This window comes from Pseudomonas sp. 13159349 (assembly GCF_013305685.1).
In the GTDB taxonomy this organism is placed as follows: Bacteria; Pseudomonadota; Gammaproteobacteria; order Pseudomonadales; family Pseudomonadaceae; genus Aquipseudomonas; species Aquipseudomonas asiatica.
In genome coordinates this window covers 2,101,099-2,120,369 of the sequence record NZ_CP045553.1, presented here as the reverse complement: position 1 = coordinate 2,120,369, position 19,271 = coordinate 2,101,099, and the positions used below count along the sequence as shown (strand labels likewise).

The 19,271-nt window shown below is 64.2% G+C and carries 17 protein-coding genes; 6 read left to right on the top strand and 11 right to left on the bottom strand.

Features of this window, described 5'->3' with window-relative positions; all coding sequences use genetic code 11:
* The first annotated feature begins 90 nt into the window (after positions 1-90).
* Genes GEV38_RS10000 through GEV38_RS09975 form a run of 6 tightly spaced genes read left to right on the top strand, consistent with a single transcriptional unit; the run spans position 91 to position 6,148 of the window.
* The gene (locus GEV38_RS10000; protein WP_054572862.1) at positions 91-3,006 is read left to right on the top strand and encodes a monovalent cation/H+ antiporter subunit A; all 2,916 of its coding nucleotides are present in this window, start codon (positions 91-93) and stop codon (positions 3,004-3,006) included.
* On the top strand, positions 3,006-3,350 hold the full coding sequence (locus GEV38_RS09995) for a Na+/H+ antiporter subunit C (protein WP_013971840.1): 345 nt from the start codon (positions 3,006-3,008) through the stop codon (positions 3,348-3,350). Before GEV38_RS10000 ends, GEV38_RS09995 begins: the two co-directional genes overlap by 1 nt.
* The gene (locus GEV38_RS09990; protein ID WP_015269659.1) at positions 3,347-5,026 is read left to right on the top strand and encodes a monovalent cation/H+ antiporter subunit D; all 1,680 of its coding nucleotides are present in this window, start codon (positions 3,347-3,349) and stop codon (positions 5,024-5,026) included. Before GEV38_RS09995 ends, GEV38_RS09990 begins: the two co-directional genes overlap by 4 nt.
* On the top strand, positions 5,023-5,511 hold the full coding sequence (locus GEV38_RS09985) for a Na+/H+ antiporter subunit E (protein WP_054572863.1): 489 nt from the start codon (positions 5,023-5,025) through the stop codon (positions 5,509-5,511). The genes GEV38_RS09990 and GEV38_RS09985 overlap by 4 nt, the downstream gene beginning before the upstream one ends.
* Positions 5,508-5,786 (top strand): K+/H+ antiporter subunit F, encoded by a 279-nt coding sequence (locus tag GEV38_RS09980; RefSeq protein ID WP_003259015.1) that lies wholly within the window; start codon positions 5,508-5,510, stop codon positions 5,784-5,786. Before GEV38_RS09985 ends, GEV38_RS09980 begins: the two co-directional genes overlap by 4 nt.
* Entirely contained in the window at positions 5,783-6,148 is a 366-nt protein-coding gene (locus tag GEV38_RS09975) for a Na+/H+ antiporter subunit G (protein ID WP_003259017.1), read from the top strand. Before GEV38_RS09980 ends, GEV38_RS09975 begins: the two co-directional genes overlap by 4 nt.
* A gap of 12 nt (positions 6,149-6,160) precedes the next feature.
* Here the strand turns inward: GEV38_RS09975 and GEV38_RS09970 are convergent, their stop codons facing one another.
* From GEV38_RS09970 to GEV38_RS09920, 11 genes are all read right to left on the bottom strand, one after another.
* Positions 6,161-6,373 carry a hypothetical protein gene (locus GEV38_RS09970; RefSeq protein WP_054572864.1) on the bottom strand — a complete coding sequence of 71 codons (213 nt, stop codon included), beginning with the start codon at positions 6,371-6,373 and terminating at the stop codon, positions 6,161-6,163.
* Positions 6,370-6,840, bottom strand: a complete 471-nt coding sequence (locus tag GEV38_RS09965) for a hypothetical protein (protein WP_003259020.1) — start codon at positions 6,838-6,840, stop codon at positions 6,370-6,372. Before GEV38_RS09965 ends, GEV38_RS09970 begins: the two co-directional genes overlap by 4 nt.
* A gap of 410 nt (positions 6,841-7,250) precedes the next feature.
* Positions 7,251-7,442: a hypothetical protein gene (locus GEV38_RS09960; protein WP_015269656.1), complete on the bottom strand. Its 192-nt coding sequence runs from the start codon at positions 7,440-7,442 to the stop codon at positions 7,251-7,253.
* A 178-nt stretch (positions 7,443-7,620) separates the two neighbouring features.
* A complete protein-coding gene (locus GEV38_RS09955; protein WP_003259022.1) occupies positions 7,621-8,025 on the bottom strand; it encodes a TraR/DksA C4-type zinc finger protein in 405 nt (134 codons plus the stop codon).
* Between the two features lie 8 nt (positions 8,026-8,033).
* Positions 8,034-8,399, bottom strand: coding sequence for a hypothetical protein (locus GEV38_RS09950; protein ID WP_173895514.1), 366 nt, complete (start codon positions 8,397-8,399; stop codon positions 8,034-8,036).
* 661 nt (positions 8,400-9,060) lie between these two features.
* The gene (locus GEV38_RS09945) at positions 9,061-9,834 is read right to left on the bottom strand and encodes an enoyl-CoA hydratase (RefSeq protein ID WP_023662690.1); all 774 of its coding nucleotides are present in this window, start codon (positions 9,832-9,834) and stop codon (positions 9,061-9,063) included.
* Positions 9,835-9,847: 13 nt separating this feature from the next.
* On the bottom strand, positions 9,848-10,975 hold the full coding sequence (locus GEV38_RS09940) for an acyl-CoA dehydrogenase (protein ID WP_013971833.1): 1,128 nt from the start codon (positions 10,973-10,975) through the stop codon (positions 9,848-9,850).
* Between the two features lie 8 nt (positions 10,976-10,983).
* Positions 10,984-12,177 (bottom strand): acetyl-CoA C-acyltransferase, encoded by a 1,194-nt coding sequence (locus GEV38_RS09935; RefSeq protein WP_024086601.1) that lies wholly within the window; start codon positions 12,175-12,177, stop codon positions 10,984-10,986.
* 11 nt (positions 12,178-12,188) lie between these two features.
* Positions 12,189-12,956, bottom strand: a complete 768-nt coding sequence (locus GEV38_RS09930) for an SDR family NAD(P)-dependent oxidoreductase (RefSeq protein WP_013971831.1) — start codon at positions 12,954-12,956, stop codon at positions 12,189-12,191.
* Positions 12,957-12,968: 12 nt separating this feature from the next.
* Positions 12,969-14,615 (bottom strand): acyl-CoA synthetase, encoded by a 1,647-nt coding sequence (locus GEV38_RS09925; protein ID WP_013971830.1) that lies wholly within the window; start codon positions 14,613-14,615, stop codon positions 12,969-12,971.
* Positions 14,616-14,737: 122 nt separating this feature from the next.
* Positions 14,738-19,168, bottom strand: coding sequence for a dermonecrotic toxin domain-containing protein (locus GEV38_RS09920; RefSeq protein WP_054573660.1), 4,431 nt, complete (start codon positions 19,166-19,168; stop codon positions 14,738-14,740).
* Between the last annotated feature and the right edge of the window lie 103 nt (positions 19,169-19,271).

Genomic DNA, 19,271 nt, shown 5'->3' with positions numbered 1-19,271 from the left:
CTGTTTGTAGGATTCTGCGACAGCTTGCGTGTTGGTGATCAACCCCTCGGCACGTATGATTCTTTGCAAACTTCTCCAGAATAGAACGCTATGTCATTGATAGTGCTATTGCTTCTGCCGTTCGTGGGCAGTTGCCTGGCAGCAGTGCTGCCGCACAACGCACGTAACGCGGAGTCCATTCTTGCCGGGCTCGTGGCCCTGGTCGGCACTGTCCAGGTAGCACTGCTGTACCCTCAGGTTGCCCACGGTGGCGTGATTCGCGAAGAGTTCCTCTGGCTGCCCAGCCTGGGGTTGAACCTGGTGCTGCGCATGGACGGCTTCGCCTGGCTGTTCTCGCTGCTGGTGCTGGGCATCGGTACGCTGGTTTCGCTGTATGCCCGCTACTACATGTCGCCACAAGACCCGGTGCCGCGCTTCTTCGCCTTCTTCCTCGCCTTCATGGGCGCCATGCTCGGCCTGGTGATCTCCGGCAACCTGATCCAGCTGGTGTTCTTCTGGGAACTCACCAGCCTGTTCTCGTTCCTGCTGATTGGCTACTGGCACCACCGTGCCGACGCCCGCCGTGGCGCCTACATGGCGCTGATGGTCACGGGCGCGGGCGGCTTGTGCCTGCTGGTGGGTGCCCTGCTGCTCGGCCATGTGGTCGGCAGCTACGACCTGGACAAGGTCCTGGCTGCCGGCAACACCATCCGCCAGCATGCGCTGTACCCGGTGCTGCTGCCGCTGATCCTCATCGGCGCCCTGAGCAAGAGCGCACAGTTCCCCTTCCAGTTCTGGCTGCCCCATGCCATGGCAGCGCCCACCCCGGTATCGGCTTATCTGCACTCGGCGACCATGGTCAAGGCCGGGGTGTTCCTGCTGGCGCGCCTGTGGCCGGTGCTGTCGGGCAGCGAAGAGTGGTTCTGGATCGTAGGCGGTGCTGGCGCCCTCACCCTGCTGCTCGGCGCCTTCGCCGCCATGTTCCAGAACGACCTCAAGGGCCTGCTGGCGTACTCGACCATCAGCCACCTGGGCCTGATTACCCTGCTGCTGGGCCTGAACAGCCCGCTGGCCGCGGTCGCGGCGGTGTTCCACATTCTCAACCACGCCACCTTCAAGGCCTCGTTGTTCATGGCCGCCGGCATCATCGACCACGAAAGCGGTACCCGTGACATCCGCCGCCTCAGCGGGCTGATACGCCTGGTGCCATACACCGCCACCCTGGCCATGGTCGCCAGCGCCTCGATGGCCGGCGTGCCGTTGATGAACGGTTTCCTGTCCAAGGAAATGTTCTTCGCCGAAACGGTGTTCATCAGCTCCACTGCCTGGGTCGAGGCCACGTTGCCGGTGGTCGCCACCCTGGCCGGCACCTTCAGCGTGGCTTATGCCCTGCGCTTCACCGTCGATGTGTTCTTCGGCCCCACTGCACAGGACCTCCCGCACACACCACACGAACCGCCACGCTGGATGCGTGCGCCGGTCGAATTGCTGGTGCTTACCTGCCTGGTGGTGGGCATCTTCCCTGCCCAGTCGGTCGGCCCGCTGCTGGCCGCCGCCGCCCTGCCTGTGGTGGGCGGCACCCTACCGGAATACAGCCTGGCCATCTGGCATGGCTGGAACGCGCCGCTGATCATGAGCCTGGTGGCCATGAGCGGCGGTATCGTGCTTTACCTGCTGCTGCGCAAGCAGCTGCGCCTTGGCCGCTTCCCCTACCCACCGGTGATCGAACGCTTCAATGGCAAGCGCCTGTTCGAACACGGCCAGGTGCAGCTAATGCTGCTGGCGCGGCGCATCGAGCGCCTGCTCACCAGCCGCCGCCTGCAATCGCAGCTGTTCATGCTGGTGCTCGCCGCCTTCCTCGCCGGCCTCACCCCCATGCTCTACAGTGGTCTCAGCTGGGGCGACCGACCGAAGATTCCGGGCTCGGGCGTGTTTGTCGCGCTGTGGCTGATCGCCATCGCCTGCGCCATCGGCGCTGCCTACCAGGCCAAGTATCACCGTTTGGCGGCGTTGATCATGGTCAGCGTCTGCGGCCTGATGACCTGCATCACCTTCGTCTGGTTCTCCGCGCCCGATCTGGCCCTGACACAGCTGGTAGTGGAAGTGGTCACCACCGTGCTGATCCTGCTCGGCCTGCGCTGGCTGCCGCGGCGAATCGAAGGCGTATCGCCGCTGCCGGGCAGCCTCGAGCGTGCGCGCATGCGTCGCCTGCGCGACCTGCTGCTGGCGGTGCTTGTAGGTGGCGGCATGGCCGTGCTGTCCTACGCCATGCTCACCCGGCCGACGCCGAACGACATTTCCTCGTTCTACCTGAGCCGGGCACTACCCCAGGGCGGTGGCACCAACGTCGTCAATGTCATGCTGGTCGACTTCCGTGGCTTCGATACCCTCGGTGAAATCACCGTGCTTGTGGCCGTGGCGCTGACCGTGTTCGCCCTGCTGCGGCGCTTCCGCCCGCCCAAGGAAAGCATGCAACTGCCGGCGCAACAGCGTCAGCTGGCACCCGACGTGGTCACCGACCTGATCAACCCGCGGCATGCCACCGACACCGCCCTGGGCTTCATGATGGTGCCCGCGGTGCTGGTGCGCTTGCTGCTGCCGATCGCCCTGCTGGTGTCGATGTACCTGTTCATGCGTGGCCACAACCAGCCGGGTGGCGGCTTTGTTGCCGGCCTGGTGATGTCGGTGGCGTTCATCCTGCAGTACATGGTGGCCGGCACCCAGTGGGTCGAGGCGCAGATGAGCCTGCGCCCGCTGCGCTGGATGGGCACCGGGCTGCTGTGCGCAACCCTGACCGGCGCGGGCGCCATGCTGCTGGGCTACCCGTTCCTCACCACCCATACCGCCCACCTGCACCTGCCGTTGCTCGGCGATGTGCACGTGGCCAGCGCGCTGTTCTTCGATGTCGGGGTGTTCACTGTGGTGGTCGGCTCGACCCTGCTGATCCTCACCGCCCTGGCGCACCAATCGGTGCGCGCCTACCGCCCGGGTAACCCGGCGAAAACCAGCCAAGCAGGAGCCGTCTGATGGAAGAAGTGATTGCAGTTGCCATCGGCGTGCTGGCCGCTTCGGGAGTGTGGCTTATCCTGCGCCCGCGAACCTACCAGGTGATCATGGGCCTCTGCCTGCTGTCGTACGGGGTCAACCTGTTCATCTTCAGCATGGGCAGCCTGTTCATCGGCAAGGAACCGATCATCAAGGACGGCGTGCCCCAGGACCTGCTGCACTACACCGACCCGCTGCCGCAGGCCCTGGTGCTCACCGCCATCGTCATCAGCTTCGCCATGACCGCGCTGTTCCTGGTGGTGTTGCTGGCCTCGCGCGGCCTGACCGGTACCGACCATGTGGATGGCCGGGAGCGTGACGAATGAGTGGCATGAGCCAATTGATCATCGCGCCCATCCTGCTGCCCCTGGTTACCGCGGCATTGATGTTGCTGCTGGGCGAGAAACACCGGCAGACAAAGGCCTGGCTGAACCTGCTGTCGACCTTTGCCGGCCTGGCCATCGCGGTCAGCCTGCTGCTGTGGGTGCGCACCCAGGGCCAGGCGGAATCGATCGGTGTCTACCTGCCGGGCAACTGGCCGGCACCGTTCGGCATCGTGCTGGTGGTAGACCACCTGTCGGCCCTGCTGCTGACCCTCACCGGCATCATCGGTTTCAGTGCCCTGCTGTTTGCCCGCGCTCGCTGGGACGGTGCCGGGGCCAGCTTCCACGCACTGTTCCAGATCCAGCTGATGGGCCTGTACGGCGCCTTCCTCACCGCCGACCTGTTCAACCTGTTCGTGTTCTTCGAGGTGCTGCTGGCCGCTTCCTATGGCCTGCTGCTGCATGGCTCGGGCCGCGCCCGAGTGCGTGCCGGCCTGCACTACATTGCCATCAACCTGTTCGCCTCGTCGCTGTTCCTGATCGGCGCAGCGATGCTGTATGGCGTGACCGGCACCCTGAACATGGCCGACCTGGCGCTGAAGATTCCGTTGGTGCCGGAGGCCGACCGTGGCCTGCTGCACGCTGGCGCGGCGATCCTGGCCATGGCCTTCCTGGTCAAGGCCGGCATCTGGCCGCTGAACTTCTGGCTGGTACCGGCCTATGCCTCGGCCAGCGCGCCGGTGGCGGCGCTGTTCGCCATCATGACCAAGGTCGGCCTGTATGCCGTGCTGCGCCTGTGGACTCTGCTGTTCTCAGGGCAGGCCGGGGCCTCGGCGCACTTCGGTGGTGAATGGCTGGTGTACGGTGGCCTGGTCACCCTGGCGGTGGCGGCAGTGTCGATCATGGCCGCGCAGCGCCTGGAGCGCATGGCCGCCCTCAGCATCCTGGTTTCAGCCGGCACCCTGCTCGGCGCCGTCGGTTTTGCGCAATCGGCGCTGACCGGCGCGGCGTTGTTCTATCTGGTCAATTCGACCCTGGCGCTGTGCGCGCTATTCCTGCTCGCCGAACTGGTCGAACGTTCGCGCTCGGCCAACGAAGCACCGCTGGACGACGAAGAAGACGCCATGCCGCCACCGCTGGAATCACTGCACCCGCCCAAGGGTATCAACCTCGACGATGAACAGAAGGTGGTGATCGGCCAGATCATCCCGTGGACCATGGCCTTCCTCGGCCTCAGCTTCATCGCCTGCGCCCTGTTGATCATCGGCATGCCGCCGCTGTCGGGCTTTGTCGGCAAGCTCAACCTGATCAGCGCGCTGTTCAACCCGCAAGGGCTGGGCGTGCCTGCCGAGCAGCCGCTGGGCATGGCGGGTTGGGGCCTGGTGGCGTTGCTGGTCCTGTCTGGCATGGCCTCGCTGATCGCCTTCGGCCGCGTCGGCATCCAGCGCTTCTGGAAGCCTGAAGAGCGCCCGTCGCCGGTGCTGCGCCGCTATGAATGTCTGCCCATCGTCATCCTGCTCGGCCTGTGCTTCATCCTCAGCTTCAGGGCCGAGCCGCTGCTGCGCTACACCCAGGACACCGCCGCCAGCCTGCAGGCCCCCGACACCTATATCGAAGCCGTGATGGCCGCCCGGCCGATTCCTGGCCCCACCTCGCTCGACGTACAGGTGCAGCCATGAATCGACTGTTCCCGGCACCGCTGTTATCGGTTTCGCTGTTCGCACTGTGGCTGTTGCTGAACCTCTCGGTCAGCCCCGGCAACCTGCTGCTGGCAACCGCGCTCGGCGTGCTGGCGCCACTGCTGATGGCACCGCTGCGCCCACAGCATGCCCATGTGCGACGGCCGCTGGCCATCGCCCGGCTGATTGGCCGTGTCGGCATCGATGTGATCATGTCCAATCTCCTGGTTGCCCGTGGCGTGCTGCGCGCCGGCAAGCAGCCGCCGCGCTCGGCCTTCGTGCACATCCCGCTGGCCCTGCACGACCCACATGGCCTGGCGGCGTTGTCGATGATTACCACGGTGGTGCCCGGCACGGTCTGGTCCGAGCTGGCCCTGGACCGCAGCGTGTTGCTGCTGCATGTGTTCGACCTGGACGATGAGGCGGCCTTCATCCAGCACTTCAAGGACACCTACGAACGCCCGCTGATGGAGATTTTCCAATGACAGGCCTGCTCGCCAATGCTGTCCTCGCCAGCCTGTTCATCTTCGCCCTGGCCATGGCCCTGGCACTTATCCGGCTGTTCCGCGGCCCGTCCGCCCAGGACCGGGTGCTGGCGCTGGACTACCTGTACATCCTGGCGATGCTGACCATGCTGGTGCTGGGAATCCGTTATGCCAGTGACACCTACTTCGAAGGTGCCCTGCTGATTGCGCTGTTCGGTTTCGTTGGCTCGTTTGCCCTGGCCAAGTTCCTGCTGCGCGGTGAGGTGATCGAATGACTGAAACCCTGCAACTCCCCTTCTGGCTGGAGCTGGTCACAGCCGCGCTGCTGCTGACCGGCAGCCTGTTCGCCCTGATCGGTGCCGTGGGCCTGTTGCGGCTGAAGGACTACTTCCAGCGGATGCACCCGCCGGCACTGGCTTCGACCATTGGTGCCTGGTGCGTGGCACTGGCTTCGATCATCTACTTTTCCTGGCTCAAGGAAGCCCCGGTGCTGCACGCCTGGCTGATTCCGATCCTGCTGTCGATCACCGTGCCGGTGACCACACTGTTGCTGGCCCGGGCGGCGCTGTTCCGCAAGCGCATGGCGAAAGAGCCGGTCCCTGAAGAAGTCAGCAGCGGCCGCGATCGAGGCAACTGACAGGTCGCCACCTCACCCTTGGGACAGGCGCTGCAACTCGCGCCGGACCATGGCCGCATAAGGCGGCGGGTCGAGGCGATACAATTCCCCTGCCACCCAGTTCAACCAGGCGCCTTGCAGTTCTTCGCGCCTGGCCAGCAAACGCTCGGCCTCGGCCACGGCATCCGCCTGGTGCTGCCGATGGAACTCGGCACGCGTGGCAGGCGCGTCGTCACTGTGGGTCATTCACTGGCCTTGAAGGTGGTCAGCTCACCCTTGCGCCATTTGGCAACCTTGCCGGTCACCGCCTTGAGCAACTTGCCCAGGCCTTCCTGCACTTGTTGCTGTGCGGCGAATACCAGCATCACACCGTGGCCTTCACGGAACACGATGCCCTCGCCTTCAGGCACCGACACAAAGGCATAGTCGCCCACGCCATATACGTTCAACTTGATTTCGCGAAAGCGCATTTCCAGTTTGCCGCCTTCGCGGCTGGGCAGCACGGCGGCGCGAAAGTGGTCGCCGACCTTCAGTTCCAAACGCTGCTTGTCATCGACGACCAATGCGCTTTCGGTGTCGATTTCGGCCATGTACAGGCCTTCGGGACTCTGTTCCGTAACATAGACAAAGCGGCCCTGGAACAGCTGGGCCAATTTACCGCGCAAGTCGCCCAAGGCGAACAACGCATGGGTATCAAGAGTGCTGACTGCCAATGAAGTAATCCTCAACCGGTTACAACCCGCCCTCACCCAAAGCTCGGTGAGGCACGGCCATTTCTTATCGATAGGCGAAAAGAGTAATAAAGCGATATGCGAAATGTCTGCGCCCGCTGGCGATGCAGCGTGCGGGAATCTTTACCCTGGCTTGCCAGATCTGGCCTCAAATACAGGCTTTCGGCATATTCCCGATTCGGGAAGCGCAATGTCTGACAGCAAAACCGCCAGAAAAAATGCGACAGGCAATGCCAGAGCGCACGTAAGAACGGGCCCTGCAATCCATCAGCGCATTACTGGGGAAAGAATATGCACGAAAACACCGAAATTCGTCGAGAGGCAAAGTACATTTCTTACAAGCGAACGCCCTGAACAACACCCCGTTCGCTTGCCGGCAGCACTCACGGTGCTCAGGCAGCCAGGCCCTTCTTCAACTGCTGCCAGGCCGCCTGGCACTCCAAGGCCTCTTCACGGGTGGCAAATGCGGTACCACGGCGTTCGCCATTGACCAGCACCACCCAGCAGATGCGTTTACCCAACGCCCGCATCGAGGCTGGCACACCAGAACCAATCATCACGGCTACATCGACCCGGCTATTCATCATTCCCTCCGGAATTTAATTAGCACCCTAACGATAAAGTGATGATACGCCTGCTTACGGCGCTGAAACAGCGCATCCCGGTACAGCAGTGTTACGTGCAGGGCAACAAAACCGCCGCCGGCAAGAAACGCAAAAAGCCCCAGGGATCGCTCCGTGGGGCTTGGCACACCGCGCGGGGTTACACCTGGCGCTGGTGGCGGTCGAGCTGCTCGTGGCGCTCCTGGGCTTCGATGCAGTACTTGGTGGTCGGGCTGATCAGCAGACGCTTCAGGCCGATTGGTTCACCGCTGTCATCACACCAGCCGAAGCTTTCGTCGGCAATACGGTCCAGGGCCATTTCCAGCTGCGGCAGCAGGCGCTGGTCGCGGTCGATGGCGTTCACCAGCCAGCTACGCTCTTCTTCGACCGAAGCCACGTCGGCAGGGTCCGACGGGGTGTCCAGGCCTTCGATGGTGGCACGGCTCAGCTCGATGCGTTCATGGGTTTCGACTTTCATCGCCTGCAGCAGGCCAGCGAAGAAAGCCAGCTGGTCAGCGTTCATGTAGTCATCGGCCGACATGGCCAGCAACTGTTCCTTGGTCATCGATTTCTCTATGAAAAAATGTGCATTTGGGCGATTCGGGTGCCGCCGACGCCTTGGCATCGGCAGCGGAATTCTTCAAGCGCCAACCGGCACTCTTTTACAGGGGGCGGCAGTCTAAGGCGCCACGTCGCGTGGAGCAACTGCAATTGGGTGCGAATTTGCTTCCGGTGCCCACATTCCGCCAGTCGGCGCCCTCTGCTCTGGCTCTGGCTCTGGCTCTGGCTCTGGCTCTGGCTCTGGCTCTGGCTCTTGATCTTGATCTTGATCTTGATCTTGATCTTGATCTTGATCTTGATCTTGATCTTGATCTTGATCTTGATCTTCGCGACTTCAGGAGGCCGAGCAGAGGTTTTGCGGAGGGAGGTGACGGGCATGGATGCCCGTCAAGCGCTGAGGCCCCATGGATGGGGCCTGCAGCGCGTCCTCCCGGGAGCAAGACCGGAGCGAGGGAACCCCGTAGCGTAGCGGAGGGGCCGGATGATGGGAGCGCAGCGTTTTTTGGTTACTTTTTGTCGCGTTTGACAAAAAGTGACTCGCCGTAAGGGCGAAAAGGTGAGTAAGCGTCGCCATCGTAAATGGACTATGCGCGAGATCAAGACCAGTACGTTTCCGCTCTTCGCTCTTCGCTCTTCGCTCTTCGCTCTTCGCTCTTCGCTCTTCGCTTTCAAGCGTGGGCATCAACAACAAGGTCAACATTCATTTTCGAAGGTGGCGCTTAATCACCTTTCCGCCCTTACGGCGGGTCACTTTTTGTCAAACGCGACAAAAAGTAACCAAAAAACGCTGGCTCCCATCATCCGGCCCCTACGCTTCGCTCCGGGGTCCCCTCGCTACGGGCCTGCTCCCGGGAGTACGCGCTGCAGGCCCCATCCATGGGGCCTCAGCGCTTGACGGGCATCCATGCCCGTCACCTCCCTCCGCAGTCCCTTCGCTCGGCCTCCTGAAGTCGCAATCGGCGGCGCCTGAGCTACCGTGCGCTTAGAAGCAAAGCAAAAGCAAAAGCAAAAGCAAAAGCAACGGCAATGCCGATTCCAATCAACGATCCTTGAACTGCGCCTCGCGCTTGGCAATGAACGCAGCCATCCCCTCTTTCTGGTCTTCGGTAGCAAACGCCGCATGGAACACCCGCCGCTCGAAGCGCACACCTTCGCTGAGGGTGACTTCGAACGCACGGTTGACGCTCTCCTTGACCATCATGCTCACCGGAATCGACTTGCTGGCAATGGTCGCGGCCACCTTCAGCGCCTCTTCCACCAGCTCCGCCTGCGGCACGATACGCGCCACCAGCCCGGCACGCTCCGCTTCCTCAGCCCCCATCAGGCGACCGGTCAGGCAAAGTTCCATGGCCTTGGCCTTGCCCACCGCGCGGGTCAGGCGCTGGGTGCCGCCCATGCCCGGCAGCACGCCAAGGTTGATTTCCGGCTGGCCAAACTTGGCATTGTCCGCCGCCAGGATGAAGTCACACATCATCGCCAGCTCGCAGCCACCGCCCAGGGCAAAACCGGACACCGCGGCAATGATCGGCTTGCGCCGGTTGGCAATGCGGTCGGAATCGCTGAACAGGTCGTCAACGTAGATTTGCGGGTATTGCAGCTCGGCCATTTCCTTGATGTCGGCACCAGCGGCAAAGGCCTTGGCGGAACCGGTCAGCACCACGCAGCCGATGTTCGGATCGCGCTCGAGCTGGTCCAGGGCCTGGTTGATCTCGCCGACGATCTGCGCGTTCAGCGCGTTCAGCGCCTGCGGGCGGTTGAGGGTAATCAGGCCGACCTTGCCGTGGATATCCAACAGGATAGTTTCGAATGCCATGCAGTCTGCTCCTTCAAAGATTGCGCGCAATGACCATGCGCTGAATGTCGCTGGTGCCTTCGTAGATCTGGCAAACCCGAACGTCGCGGTAGATCCGCTCCAGCGGGAAGTCGCTCAGATAGCCATAACCGCCCAGGGTCTGCAAGGCATCCGAACAGACCTTTTCGGCCATTTCCGAGGCAAACAGCTTGGCCATCGACGCTTCCACCAGCGCCGGGCGCCCGGCATCGCGCAGCGCGGCAGCGTGCAGCACCATCTGCCGGGCCACGGCAATCTTCGTCGCCATGTCGGCCAGGCGGAAGGCCACCGCCTGGTGCTCGATCAGCGCCTTGCCGAAGCTCTGCCGCTCGTTGGCGTAGTCACGCGCCACTTCGAACGCCGCGCGGGCCATGCCCACCGCCTGCGAGGCGATGCCGATGCGGCCGCCTTCGAGGTTGGCCAGGGCGATCTTGTAGCCCTCGCCTTCGGCGCCCAGGCGGTTGGCCACCGGCACGCGCACATTGTCGAAAACGATCTGGCAGGTGTCGGAGGCGTGCTGGCCGAGCTTGTCCTCAACCCGCGCCACCTGGTAGCCCGGCGAATCGGTGGGCACGATGAAAGCAGTGATCCCGCGTTTGCCGGCGTCCGGGTCGGTCACGGCGAACACGATCACCACCCCGGCGTTCTGCCCGGAGGTGATGAACTGCTTGCTGCCATTGAGCACGTAGTGGTCGCCATCCAGACGTGCACGGGTCTTCAGGCTGCTGGCGTCGGAGCCTGCCTGCGGTTCGGTCAGGGCGAAGGCGCCGAGCATCGCACCGCTGGCCAACGGGGTGAGGAACTGTTCTTTCTGCTGCTCGCTGCCAAAACGCAGGATCGGCACACAGCCCACCGAGTTGTGCACGCTCATGATGGTCGAGCAGGCGCCGTCACCGGCGGCGATTTCCTCCAGGGCCATGGCATAGGCCACGTAGCCGGTGTCGCTGCCGCCCCACTGCTCCGGCACCAGCATGCCGAACAGGCCCAGCTCGGCCATCTCGTCGATGGCCTCCTTGGGGAAGCGGTGTTCCTTGTCCCATTGCTCGGCAAACGGTTTCAGGCGCTCCTGGGCAAAGGCGCGTACCGCGTCGGCGATCTGTTGTTGCTCGTCAGTTACCAGCATGATTCACCTCAGTACAGGCATTCGACAGCCATGGCCGTGGCCTCGCCACCGCCGATGCAGATGGCCGCCACGCCACGGCGCAGGTTGTTCTGGCGCAGGGCCGACAGCAGGGTCACCAGGATGCGCGCGCCGGAAGCGCCGATCGGGTGGCCGAGGGCGCAGGCGCCGCCATGGATATTGACCTTGTCGTGCGGCAGGTCGAGGTGCTTCATGGCCGCCAGGGTGACCACGGCGAAAGCCTCGTTGATCTCGAACAGGTCGACCTCGGCCAGGTTCCAGCCAGTGCGTTTCATCAGCTTGTCGATGGCACCGATCGGCGCGGTAGGGAACAGTGCCGGGGTGTCGGCAAAAGCGGCGTGGCCGTGGATCACCGCCAGCGGCTTGAGGCCGCGCTTGTCGGCTTCGGAGCGGCGCATCAGCACCAGCGCCGCAGCGCCGTCGGAAATCGAGCTGGAGTTGGCGGCGGTCACCGTGCCGCCTTCGCGGAAGGCCGGCTTGAGCTGCGGGATCTTGTCCAGGCGCGCCTTGGGCGGTTGTTCGTCATCCTTGATGACGCGCTTCTCCTTGCCCTCGGTAACCTCGACCGGCACGATCTCGGCAGCAAAGCGACCACTCTTGATAGCGTCCTGGGCGCGGGTCAGCGAGGCGATGGCGAACTGGTCCTGGGCTTCGCGGCTGAAGGCATTGGCCTGGGCGCAGTCTTCGGCAAAGGTACCCATCAGGCGGCCCTTGTCGTAGGCGTCTTCCAGGCCGTCCATGAACATGTGGTCGATGATCCTGCCGTGGCCCATGCGGTAACCGCCACGGGCCTTGTCCAGCAGGTACGGCGCATTGGTCATGCTTTCCATGCCACCGGCCACCACCACATCGGCGGTACCGGCCAGCAGCAGGTCATGGGCCATGATCGCCGCCTGCATGCCCGAACCGCACATCTTGTTCAAGGTGGTGCAGGTGGTGTGTTTGTCCAGCCCGGCGCCCAGCGCGGCCTGGCGCGCCGGTGCCTGGCCCTGGCCAGCCGGCAGCACGCAGCCGAACAGCACCTGCTCGACACTGGCAGCATCGATGCCGGCACGCTCCACGGCACCACGGATGGCGGCGCTGCCCAGCTGCGGCGCGGTCAGGCTCTTGAGGTCGCCCTGCAGGCCGCCCATGGGCGTGCGCACGGCGCTGACGATAACGATCGGGTCATTGGCGAGGGTCATGTTCGCTCTCCTTACTTGGCAGCCATGCGCAGTGCACCGTCGAGGCGGATCACCTCGCCGTTGAGCATGCTGTTCTCGATGATGTGGCGGGCCAGCGCGGCATATTCCTGCGGGCGCCCCAGACGCGGTGGGAAAGGTACGCCGGCGGCCAGCGAGGCGCGTACTTCCTCGGTCATGCCGGCCATCATCGGCGTTTCGAAGATGCCCGGGGCGATGGTCATCACACGGATGCCGAAGCGCGCCAGTTCGCGGGCGGTCGGCAGGGTCAGGCTGGCGATGGCGCCCTTGGAAGCAGCGTAGGCCGCCTGGCCGATCTGGCCGTCATAGGCGGCGATGGAGGCGGTGTTGATGATCACCCCGCGCTCGCCACCCTCATCTGCAGCCCCTTCGGCCATGGCCGCGGCGGCCAGGCGCAGCAGGTTGAAGCTGCCGATCAGGTTGACGTTGATGACCTTGGCAAAGCTGGCAAGGCCATGCGGGCCCTGTTTGCCCAGCACTTTCTCGGCACCGACGATGCCGGCGCAGTTGACCAGCCCGTGCAGGCTGCCAAAGGCGCTGACGGCCGCATCGACCGCCGCCTGGGCGGCCTGCTCGTCGCTGATGTCGGCCACCGCGAAACGGGCGTTTTCGCCCAGTTCGCGGGCCTTGGCTTCAACGGCCTGGGCATTGAGGTCGACCAGCATGACCTTGGCGCCGGCCTCGACCAGCATCTGCGCGGTGGCAGCACCCAGCCCGGAGGCGGCGCCGCTGACGATGAAGTGTTTGTTGGCTATCTGCATGATCGGTTCCTTTCAGGCGCTGGCAGGGGTGGCCTGTTGCGCTTGTTGTTTGGCGACTTCCTGGTTGCGCAGGATGAAGCGTTGCAGCTTGCCGCTCGGGGTCTTGGGCAGCTCGCTGACGAATTCGATTTCCCTTGGGTAGGCATGGGCGTACAGGCGCTGGCGCACGTGCTGGCGCAAAGCCTCTTCAAGCTCGGCGCTGCCCTGGTAACCGCTGGCCAATACCACGAAGGCCTTGATCAGCTCGGTACGTTCCGGGTCCGGTTTGCCAATCACCGCCGCTTCGATTACCGCTGGGTGCTCGATCAGTGCGCTCTCGACGTCGAACGGGCCGACCCGGTAGCCGGAGGTGGTGATCACATCGTCGCTGCGGCCGACGAAGCTGATGCTGCCGTCCTGGTTCAGCTCGACGGTGTCGCCGCTGAGGTAGTACTTGCCGACGAAGGCTTTGGTCGGCAGGCCGTGGTAGCCCGCGAACCAGCACAGCGGCGACTGCTCGCGGTCGACCGCGAGGATGCCCGGCTGGCCGGCGGGCAGTTCGTTGCCCTGCTCGTCCAGCACCACGATGCGGTGGCCGGGGATGGCGAAGCCGGCCGAGCCGAGGTGTACCGGGTGCTGCAGGCCATGGTGGTTGCACAGCACCATGCCCAGTTCGGTCTGCCCGTAGTGGTCATGGATGGTCACGCCCAGTTCGTCGGCGAACCAGCGGATCACTTCCGGGTTGAGCGGTTCGCCGGCACTGCTGACCACCCGCAGGCGGCCCTTGATCGGTGCCGAGAAGTCATCCCCGGCGGCAATCAGCAGGCGGTACGCGGTGGGCGAGCCGGCCAGGTTGGTGATGCCCAGCTTGTCGATCACCCGTGCGCAGCTTTCAACACTGAACGGGCCATCGTAGAAGGTGGTGGCATGGCCCAGCGACAGCGGGCCAGTGACCGCGTAATACAGGCCATAGGCCCAGCCCGGGTCGGCCAGGTTCCAAAAGTTGTCCTCGGGGCGCAGGTCGATGGCATCGCGCATGTAGCCCTGGAACGCGACGATGGCCCGCAGCGGCACTTCCAGTGGCTTGGCCGGGCCGGTGGTGCCGGAGGTGAACATCAGCAGGAACGGGTCGTTGCCCGAGCGCATGACCGGCTCGCATTTGTCTGCGGCTTTGTCCAGGCACTGCTGGAAGTCCAGCTCGCCATTGCGGGCATTGACGGTAATGATGGTCGGGCAGGCGTGCACATCGTCCAGCTTGGCGCGGTTGTGGCTGTCGGTAACGACCACCCGGGCGTGGGACTGCTCCAGGCGATGTTCGATGGCCTTGGGACCGAACGCGGTGAACAGTGGCTGGTACACCGCGCCGAGACGCCAGGTGGCGAGGATGGTGACCAGCAGCTCGGGGGTACGCGGCATCAGGCCGGCGACCCGGTCACCCGCACCCACGCCTTGCGCTTCGAGCACATTGGCGAAACGGGCCGCCAGTGCCTGCAACTGGTCGAAGCTCAAGCGCACGCTGTTGCCCTCGCGGTCTTCCCAGACCAGTGCGGTCTTGCCCTCACCGGCATGGCGGTCGCAACATTCGACACAGGCATTGAGGGCTTCGAGGTTGCCATGTAGCGCCGCCGCAGCAGCCTGGCCATGGTCGAACGCACGAGCGGCCTCGGTGTAATCGCGCATCGTCGGACTCCTGGTTTCTTGTTTTTGGAGTTGAACCATCGGTCCGACGATGTTCGCGCCGCGCTGGCGTCGCGGCAATGGCCTAAGTTGTCAAACTGGATGACCGGTTTGGCCGGTGGCCATCAGCCCGGTGCGCGCTCCAGACTGATCACGTAGTGCCGGGTCAGTTGCAGTTGCAACGTCAGCCGATCGGCCTGCAGCTGCGCATCCAGCGCCTGTACCTGGTTCAGATACTGTGCTTCACCCAGTTCATCGCGCCTTACCGCCAGGGCCGCCCGCTGCTCAGCGGCGAGTTGCTCCAGGTCGTTGAACGGCTGCGCAAAGTGCTGTTGCACAAAGCGCTGCCAGAACGCGCGCGTGCACAAGTCGGCCACTACATCATCGAGAACGTCCGCCCTTCCCACGGCTGCCTCTGCCGCCTGCAGCCGATGCTCGCTCAACCCTACGGCGGCCGCCCTGAGGCGCATTCTGGCAGGCTGGAACGGCAACCTGAGCCTGGTCCGCAAGCGCACCCTGTAGCGCATTGCCAACGTCGCCAGTACTGCAGGCTCGGCGAAGCCTTCAAGGTTTTGCCGCTCGGTCTCGACATACTCGTCAAGGCGGTCCAGGCGGTGCAAGGCGCGCCCCAACGCCAGCAACTTCGGGCCTCGGGACTGCGCACCATCGCCTGCCGCGTCGCGCTCGGCATGCAGACGCAGCAGTCGGCTGAACAGGTCGATGGCACCGTTGTCATCCATCACCACATCGTCGGCCGCCAGTTGCGCCTGGCGAGCGAACTCGACGTCTGTCTCCAGCATCGACAGGCATTGCCAGCCCATGCGCAGCAGATAAGCCTTGGGCCAGCTGAAGTCCGCCAAGCCTTGCAAAAGCTCCAGCAGATCGAACAGGCGGGCGTTTTCGTCCCGGGTGCTCAGCCGGTCCCAAAGCTCGCCGCGCCCATGGCTGGCGGAGTCGGAACCGACCCACCAGGCTCGGCCTATCTCTTCCTGCGGCTCTTCCAGGAGCGGCTCCAAGGCGTAGAGCTTGCCGTAATCGGCCATGGTCAGGCGGTTGCCATCAATCAGGATGCGCTGGCGAAACTCCAGCGGCATGGCCAGCACGCCGTCAGGCACACCCCGCAAGAAGTTGTCACGCAGGTCGGCTCGTTGCAGGAAGCCACACAACTCGAGCCCTCTGGGCCACTCGCTGAGCCCGCAGCGACGCAAATTCAGCTCGATCAGATGAGGCAGGTGATGGAAGCGCATTTCGTACACCCCCAGCGGGCTGTTATGGCTCAGGTCGAGGTGACTGAGCAGCGGCAACCCGTTCAGTGCTTCGATGGCATGGGCATCCAGGCGAATGCGGTTATGCCCCAGGCGCAACCGGCGCAGGTTGGTCAGGTAGCCAAGCCCGCGCGGGCAGCGCAACAGCTGGTTGTGGCTCAGGTCCAGCTCCTGCAGGTAGGTGAATGCCCGCAGAAACTCCTCGTTCACCACCCCGATGGTCGTCTCGCTCAGTACCAGGCTGGTTACGTGATAGAAATCGATAGGTGCAGGCATGACCGGCAACGAATCGGTGGGCAGATCATTCAGCACCAGGCGCAGCCCCTGGCGCTTGCCGTCACTGTCGACCACCACATGGTCGCCAAGCGCCTGCCAGGCACGCAGCAATCGTTCGGCGAACAGCTGGCGTCGCGCCCGCAAAGTGTCACTCAGCGCAGCCGACACCCAACCATTGAGCGCGCGGTTCAACTGCTCAAAATCGTCCTGCAGCGCCAGGAGCGCATCGGCGACCGACACATTCTGCAGCAGCCAGCGGTCAACTTGCGTTTCCAGCGAATCGCCCAGCCCCGGGAAGAATCGCCTCAGGCCGGCCCGCAGTTGTTCCCTGGATGTGGTGGGCAGTGCCGCGCGCCCGCTGAGCAGGTAACCGACGCGGCCATCGGCAAGGCGCTGCCCAGGGTTGAACCAGCGCTCCGTCGACGCCCAGCCCAGCATGCGGGCTATTTCCTCATGGGTACCCAGGTGCGCCATGAGCTTCTCGCGCAGGCGCTCGGCATTGGCGTTCTCGGCCAGGCCCAACCGGCCCAGCAGGTTGCGCGATTCGAGCGCGGCCAGCACAGCCTGGAAGATGCATGAGGAAGCAGGTGGCTGCATCGCGAGTTTTCGGCCCTGCCCGTCATACAGGGCAAAGACACCTTGCTCACGCACCAGCACCCGTTGCTCGGCCGCATCGCCAACCGAACCGATGCGTTTCAACGCCACGGCATCCGCAGCAGCATTGCTCAACGCCAGGCTGAACGCATCAATGGCCTCGACATTCAGCAATGCCAGCACCAGCATGCCCGTTTCGTCGCTATATGCACTCGGCAGATAAAACCCTGCCAGCGCCCTGCTCACCTTCGCCTGCGAGCACAACGACCTGGCCTGGGTGGCCAGGCTTTGCGGCAACTTTCCACCACTGACGAACAGCTGGCGAGCCTCGTGACTTGCTCCGTCGGCCAGATCGCGCGCATAGGGCTCAGGCAGCCCCAGCGCCATCAGCGGCTTGAGCAAAGGCTCCGTCGATTCGGGCAGGCGTGTCAGCCGTGCGAACAGCAGGTCGCTCGACCTTGGCCGGTCCGCCAGCACTGCCGCACGCCCCTTTACACTGCCCGGTCGGGCCTCGCACCAGGCCAGCAGCTGCAAGTCCTGATCGGAGACAGTGTCGCGTTCCAGGTTGCGGAAGAACGTGTCGATCCGGGCATCGGCATCGAATGCCTTGAGGGTTTCCCGCAAGGTGGCAGGCGTTCGCCGGTTTTCCACCAGCAGGCCGCGCAGTTCGTCCTCATCGATGCCGGCCATGCGCAAGATCCGCTGCGCCTGCTGTTTATCGAAAGGTTGATCGCGCGGCCAAAGTGTATCGAGCATTTTCGCAGGGTCGCGCCAACGCTGGGGCTCATCGTGCATCAGGCGCCAACTGCGTTCGCCATTGTGCAGCACGACCGGGCCGTACGCCTCTTCGCGACCGGGGTGGCGCAGACGCCAGGGGCCATCGGGGTCAGGCCGATGAACTTCGTAGAAGACCCCGTCGGCCTTCATCCAGCGGCGCTCGCCATCAGCATAGGCCCCGTCCGTACCCAAGGTGATCGTCTCAGGGGTCGAGGCAAAAGCTGCCAGATCTCGGGACCACAAACGCCCCGCCCCATTGGCGAGCCTTACCGGCTCCAGCGCCGCGACGAACGCGCTGCGCACGAAGGTGACGCCCGCCACCGTCGCGGCGGTGCCCGCCAGTATCTCGGCAACGCCCAGCATGTGCTCCAGCGCCTCGTGCTGATGGCCTCGCAACCAGTCCTGCGTGCCCTCGAAAACCTCCGAGAGGGTGTGGGCCACCAGTTGCCCGAGCAGCAAGCCGCCCACCACCGGAATGAACAGGCCAGCGAGGTTGAGCACATCGAGGCCGGCGGCCTTCCACGCCTCATGCCGTTCACGCGACGCGGCTTCATCGGCATCGGCGGTCGGCACCAGCAACAGGCGGCCATCCTGCTTCACCCGGTTTGTCTGCTGTGCAGCCAGCGCCTGGAAAATGTCATGCTGCGGCACGCTGCCATCGAGCTCCAGGTCCGGCTGGTCATCCTCCAGTCGGGCCCGCAGCTTGTGCATGAACCCGGCACGCTGATCCAGGCCGATCAACTGGCTGAATGACTGGCGATAGGGTTCATGGCGCAGCTCGGCCACCAGCGCGCGGTTGATCGAGGCATGGCTGTCGAAGTGTCGCAACGCCTGTACCGGGTCGCTGGGCAGGTAGAGCACGCCACCCTGCGTTTGCCCATGCGTGTCGCGAAGTTGAATCCACACACCATCCGCCACTGGGCAACCGAGGGCTTCGAGCAGGCCCGGGTGGCCCGTGAGGCTGGCAGATCGCCGATCCGCGGGTTTATCCACCAGGGCGTGCAATGCCTCCTTGACCGGCTCGGTAATCTCGCCTTTCAGCGCGGCAACCTGCACGGCCAGGCGCAGCCCGGAGCGTTTGTCTTCACACAAGATGCGCTGTGCCGCGGCATCGAATGTGCGGTCCAGTTCCTGCTGGTACAGGCGCCCGGCATCGAGCTTGCGGCACGCCTCGACCAGTTCATCGGTGCCTCGCGAAAGTACCCGTTCCTGCCCCGGCGCGACCAACCCGGTTCCCAGGTAGAAATCGTTGCTGACGGCAAAGTTGCGCATCAGGCGGAGCAAGCCGTTTTCACGCCGTTGCCCGTAAGTGGGAAATGGCGGCTCTGCGCCGGGCGTGGACGAAAAACGATGGGAAACTTCCAGCCACTCCAGCTGCCAGAACGCTACGTCACCCGGCAGCGGCTCGCGCAACAAACTGGCGAATTGCCGTTCGGCGAACTGCTGTGGTGACGGCAGCGCCAGGGTGATCCCGCGCAACCGGGCCTGGGTGGCATGATGGGCTTCCAGGCTTTCGCGCAAGGTGCGTATCTGGCTTTGCGTGGCCTGTTTGAGCCAGGCAGGCAACCGGTCACCGATGAAACCGTCGTGCAAGTGGCTGGAAGATGCAGAGGGGGGCTGTGGGGCGTGTGGTTCGCGGGTCATGGCAGGTCCCTGGATGACTGTCGAAAGCCACGCATGGTGTGCATCCTGCCGGCGCTTGCGCAGAGGGAACCCCTGCGGTAGAAGCAGGGCGGCACACTGCGTG